The sequence below is a fragment of the Thalassospira sp. UBA1131 genome (assembly GCF_002311515.1).
Taxonomy (GTDB): Bacteria; Pseudomonadota; Alphaproteobacteria; order Rhodospirillales; family Thalassospiraceae; genus Thalassospira.
Map to the genome: position 1 here is coordinate 21,790 of NZ_DCAO01000093.1, position 4,992 is coordinate 26,781.

Sequence of the window (4,992 nt, forward strand, 5' to 3'; positions counted from 1 at the left end):
GCAGCGAAGAAGACAACCACGAAAAAGGCGGCGGCGAATTAATCGCCGCCTTCCTTTTCTCTGGAATACCTATGAAAGGACGCCGCAACGTTGGCGAACGATACAGAAGACAAAAAACACTTCCCCACCAAGGAAGAGATTATCGAATTCATCGATATGAGCCCGACACCGGTTGGGAAGCGCGAAATTGCGCGCGCCTTCAACATTAAGGGCGCAGCCAAGATCGAACTCAAAAAGATCCTGAAAGACCTGAAAATTGGCGGCGACGTCGTCAAGGGTCGCCGGCGTTTTGATAAACCTGATCGCCTGCCCCCGGTTGAAGTTCTGGAAATCACCGGCGTTGATGACGACGGTGAAGTTCTGGCCAAACCGAATGTCTGGAAACATGAATACGAACCGCCGCTGATTGTTGTGAAATCAATTCGTCGTGGCGGCCCAAGTGCGCCAGGCATTGGTGACAAGATTCTGGCCAAACTGCGCTACACCGGCAAGCATACCTACGAAGCCAGCATCATGCGGGTCCTTGGAAGCGGGCCACAGCGCGTCTTGGGACTTTATCGCCCCAATGAACGCGAAGGCCGCGTTGTGCCCACAGACCGCAAGGATAGCGGCGAGATCGCGGTCCCGCTTGACGACCATCCCGATCTTGAAAGCGGCGCACTGGTTCTGACCGAAATTTTGCCGGGCAAACATTTTGGTCTGCGCAAAGGCCGGATTACCGAGGTTCTTGGCAATATCAATGAACCCAAATCCATCAGCCTTGTATCGATCCATGCGCGCGGCATTCCGTTTGAATTCCCGCCGGAAGTCGAACTACAGGCTCGTGAGTCCAAGGCCACACCGCTGGGTAAACGCACTGATCTGCGCGACATCCCGCTGGTCACCATTGATGGCGCCGATGCGCGTGACTTTGACGATGCTGTCTGGGCCGAAGCCGACCCCGATCCCGCCAATGAAGGCGGCTGGCACATCATGGTCGCGATTGCCGATGTGTCCTGGTATGTGCGTCCGGGGGACGCACTTGATCGCGAAGCGGTCAAACGCGGCAATAGCTGCTATTTCCCGGATCGTGTGGTGCCGATGTTGCCGTTTGAGCTTTCGAACGGCTGGTGTTCACTTGTCCCGCATGAAGATCGCGGCTGCATGGCAGTTGAAATGTGGCTGGATAAACACGGCCACAAACTGCGTCACAAGTTCTGCCGCGGGATGATGAAGTCAGCCGCCCGTCTGACCTATGATCAGGTTCAGCGCGCCATGGATGGCCAGCCAGACGACACCACCGGTCCGCTGGTTGATACCATCATCAAACCGCTGTATGGCGCGTTCAATGCGTTTCTGGAAGCACGCAAGAAACGTGGTGTTCTTGAACTTGATGTGCCCGAACGCAAGATCGAACTCAATGACAGCGGGCAGATCGTCGCCATTGCGCCGCGTGCACGGTTTGACAGTCACAAGCTGATCGAAGAATTCATGATCGCAGCCAATGTCTGTGCTGCTGAGGAACTTGAACGTATCAAGCAGCCCTGCATGTATCGTATCCACGATGCACCGAGCGAGGAAAAGCTTGAAGCGTTGCACGAATTCCTTGAAGGCGCTGGCTACAAGCTGAACAAGGCATCGGTTCTGAAACCGCGTGATTTCAACCGCATTCTTGAACTCGCCAAGGACACGCCAGAGTCTGAGCTGATCAACACGGTCGTGCTGCGCAGTCAGTCACAGGCCATGTACAGCCCCGACAATATCGGGCACTTCGGCCTTGCACTGAAACGGTATGCCCACTTTACCTCCCCGATCCGGCGTTATGCCGACCTTCTGGTCCATCGTGCTTTGATCGCTGGCCTTAAACTTGGTGAAGGCGGTTTGACGCCGGAAGAAGGCGAACGGTTCGAACAGATCGGCGAGGACATCTCAGGCACCGAAAGACGGGCGGCCATGGCCGAACGTGATGCGGTTGAGCGTTATGTCGCTGCCTATATGTCTGACAAGGTCGGGGCGGAATTCCCCGGCAAAATTTCTGGCGTCACCCACTTTGGTCTGTTTGTTTCATTGAACGAAACAGGTGCAGACGGGCTGGTTCCGATATCCACCCTGCCCGATGACTATTACGTCCATGACGCGGCAAGCCACGCACTTGTCGGGCAAAATCGCGGCAAGAAGTTCCAGCTGGGCGATACGGTTGTCGTCAGGATTGCCGATGCCGATGCAGCCACCGGATCATTGGCATTGCGACTGGCAGAACACGCCGACATTACCGCCCGCGATCTGGTTGAACGGCCACGCGGACGGCGTGGTACGGGCAAACGGCGCGGAAGCCCCGGCGACCGCAGCCATCGCCATGGCAGCAAGCCCGGTTTCCGATCCGGCCCAAGGGATGCAAATGGTCCGGCTGGATCGTCTGCAACCAAGTCCAAAGGCAAGAAAGCAGCGGCAAAGAAAAAGACCACACCGAAAAAGCAGCGCAAGCTGGTGGCATCCAACCGGGCGGCGCGCAACGCCCCCAAACAGGGCCCGAAGTCGGATTAGCCCCGATCTGCCAACATAAACAATAAAAGGCGGCCGATATGGCCGCCTTCTTCTTTTCGATACCAACGATCTAATAAAAGCTCAGAGCATGGTTTCGATGAATTTCGCCAGATGCTCAGCGGTTTGTTTGCCCTTGTTGCTGATGATCGCAACGTTTTCAGGCAGGCCTTCAAGATCGGGATGCGACGCATCGAAACTGGTCAGCAGACCAAGCTTTTTGTCTGACAGGGTCTTCATCGCAGCCAATGCACGGATCAGTTCGATCCCGCTAAGCCCATCAAGCACAGCCGCAGTAATGACGGCATCCGGGCGCGATTGAACCACCGTTTCGAAAGCCTCGACGGCCGAACGGGCGGTGATGGTGCGAAAACCCTTTTCACGCAGTGCACGCTGCAAAAAATGCCCCTGCACAGCGGTCGCGGTGACCAGAAGGACTTCCTTATCCTGCGCAACCGCAACTTCGGATGCATCATCCTGCTCATCCGCCTTGGCACTGCGGGTTGGCAGGGAACGGAGAATACGGGTTTCTTCCTCGGCCTGTGGATTGGTGCCACTTTCGATGATCTCGCGGATCCAACTGGTGAAATCCACCAGCGATGCAGCTTCGAGATCATCAATTTGGGTCAGTTCGGCAATATAATCTTCAAGCCGATGCGCAATCGCACCCACCAGCGGAAAGCCGAATGATCCGGCAAGTCCTTTGACGGTGTGCGCTTCGCGCCGCAGTTCGGCAATTCCCGGTCCGGCTTCGTCCATTCCGCCAGCGACACGATCAATCGTGGTTTCAATACGATCAATGCGTTCGATGGTGTCCTCAATGAAGTCCTGTTTCAGACCGGCAATGACTGCGTCTGCACTTCCCACTGGGCACTCCCTTGGCAACTGTTCGATCAAGCAAATGTGACCATCTATACGCCCCTGAGGTGAATAGGCAGGGCCGATTTTACTTGCTTGCGCAACCGAACATCATGATGATGGCGTACAGTCTCAATGCCTGTTTTCGCCACACGGATCAAGAGGGCGCTGAGATATGACAGGAGTTAATTTTAAACATGAATGCCCCACACGATATTTCTCCCGAAACAAATGCCACCACCAGCGACCAAAGCAGCGGTCGACTGATGACCGGTTTGCGTCGCGGATTTCGCCGCAAATGCCCGAATTGTGGCCACGGTTTTGCTTTTGGCGGCTATCTGAAGCTTCGTTCCGAGTGTGATGTTTGCAATCACCCGATCGGTGAATATCGCTGTGATGATGCCCCGCCCTACTTCACGATCTTTCTGGTCGGACACATCGTGGTCCCGGGTGCCTTGGCGATGGAACAGAATTTCAGTCCGTCGATGGCACTGCAACTTTCGATCTGGCTTCCGGCCACCGTCGCATTATGCCTTGGCTTTCTGCCCTTTATCAAAGGGGCTGTTCTTGGCACTCAATGGGCCATGCGCATCAAAGGATAGTCGTTGGCAGAATGCCAATTTTTCCAGTAGAATGCGTAGGTTATCTCACCTGAATTAACCGGATTGTTTAATTGGTCGCACTTCGCGTAGCACAGAATACATATGACAATCCCGACGCAGGAGCGCGACGTTTGCGGCGCATCTGTGTTGCCGTCGGGTTATGTGTATTGCAGGCTGCCTGCGCCACTTCAGACCGGATGGCAGTGACCTCCCCTGATGATCCGCAGACGCGCGAGCTGATTTCTCAAACAATCGAACTTGTCGCAACACGCTATATCGATCCGATCAGCCGTGAACAGATCCTGGTGAGCACCCTTGATGGGCTCTCATCGATTGACGAAAACATTCGCGTCGACATCACCCCGACTGATCTGGTCTTGCAATATGATGACCGGACGGTCGGCAAGATTGCCCTCCCGGCTTCATCCGACGGCATGACGGATCACGACAACCTTCAGATCTGGTCCGAAATCACGCTAACCGGATTGGCAAGATACCGGGCACATTCGGCCAAACTGCGCAACACGGACACCAAAGACATCGAGTCTGCCCTGATCAGCGGTGCGATCCGCAATCTGGACCGTTACAGCCGTTATGAAGGTCCGGTACGCGCAGAAAATGCGCGCAACCGTCGTGACGGCTATATTGGCATCGGCGTTCGTGTGGTTGGCGGAAGTGGCTACCCTGTTGTCAAACTTGTTCATGCGGAAAGCCCGGCTGCGCGTGCCGGACTGCATCCCGGCGATCAGATCCTGACGGTCAATGGCGAGGACATGTATGGCAAAGCCAGTCGCTATGCTGCCGACCTGCTGCATGGCGAGGAAGGTACATCTGTCCTGCTTGAAGTGAATGCAGCCAAAAGCAACGCTATCACCCCGATGGAGATACTGCGTGAACGGGTGATTGACCGGACAGTGTTCGATGATGTCCGTGACAATATCCTGATTGCGCGTGTCAGCAGCTTCAACTCGGCAACCGCGTCAACGCTTGCCGACAGCATCATGAAGGCGAA

At 55.4% G+C, this 4,992-nt stretch carries 4 protein-coding genes; 3 read left to right on the top strand and 1 reads right to left on the bottom strand.

Annotation, left to right across the window (positions count from 1 at the left end; translation table 11 throughout):
* The first annotated feature begins 90 nt into the window (after positions 1–90).
* Entirely contained in the window at positions 91–2,523 is a 2,433-nt protein-coding gene (rnr, locus tag B3Z49_RS14165; RefSeq protein WP_296992027.1) for a ribonuclease R, read from the top strand.
* An 81-nt stretch (positions 2,524–2,604) separates the two neighbouring features.
* Here the strand turns inward: rnr and B3Z49_RS14170 are convergent, their stop codons facing one another.
* Positions 2,605–3,387 carry an Hpt domain-containing protein gene (locus tag B3Z49_RS14170; RefSeq protein WP_064780930.1) on the bottom strand — a complete coding sequence of 261 codons (783 nt, stop codon included), beginning with the start codon at positions 3,385–3,387 and terminating at the stop codon, positions 2,605–2,607.
* Between the two features lie 188 nt (positions 3,388–3,575).
* Here B3Z49_RS14170 and B3Z49_RS14175 point away from each other — a divergent pair, with 188 nt between their 5' ends.
* Positions 3,576–3,980: a DUF983 domain-containing protein gene (locus B3Z49_RS14175; protein ID WP_296992046.1), complete on the top strand. Its 405-nt coding sequence runs from the start codon at positions 3,576–3,578 to the stop codon at positions 3,978–3,980.
* Between the two features lie 197 nt (positions 3,981–4,177).
* Positions 4,178–4,992: PDZ domain-containing protein (locus B3Z49_RS14180; RefSeq protein WP_296992048.1), on the top strand; the 815-nt coding region annotated here is incomplete at its 3' end.

Excerpts from the sequence above, each read along its gene's own strand:
- B3Z49_RS14175 (WP_296992046.1), top strand. The coding sequence starts at position 3,576 with ATGAATGCCCCACACGATATTTCTCCCGAAACAAATGCCACCACCAGC.